Source organism: Streptomyces bobili (genome assembly GCF_002154575.1).
In the GTDB taxonomy this organism is placed as follows: domain Bacteria; phylum Actinomycetota; class Actinomycetes; order Streptomycetales; family Streptomycetaceae; genus Streptomyces; species Streptomyces bobili.
The window spans coordinates 1-308 of sequence record NZ_MUBA01000581.1; the positions used below are offsets into that span (position 1 = coordinate 1).

Sequence of the window (308 nt, forward strand, 5' to 3'; positions counted from 1 at the left end):
GGGACCCGTTCACCGAGCGTGCAGCATGCCCGCCGGACCCCCCGAACTGCCGTGGCGCGGGTTTCGGTCACCCACGCCGTCGCGTGCTTCGGGTCACGCCTCCTCGGCCAACTCCAGCCACCGCATTTCGAGTTCCTCGCGCTCTCCGGCCAACCCGCGCAGTTCGGCGTCGAGTTTGGCGACCTTCTCGAAGTCGGTGGAGTTGTCGGCGATCTGCGCGTGCAGCTTGGCCTCCTTGTCGGAGACGCGGTCCAACTGGCGCTCGATCTTCTGCAGTTCCTTCTTGGCGGCGCGCTGGTCGGCGGCGC

General features: G+C 68.5%; 1 protein-coding gene. It reads right to left on the reverse strand.

All coding sequences use genetic code 11. From position 1 onward, the window contains the following. Positions 1-93: 93 nt before the first annotated feature. A partial coding sequence (locus BZL64_RS41560) for an ABC transporter C-terminal domain-containing protein (RefSeq protein WP_244205658.1) occupies positions 94-308 on the reverse strand: 215 nt, incomplete at its 5' end.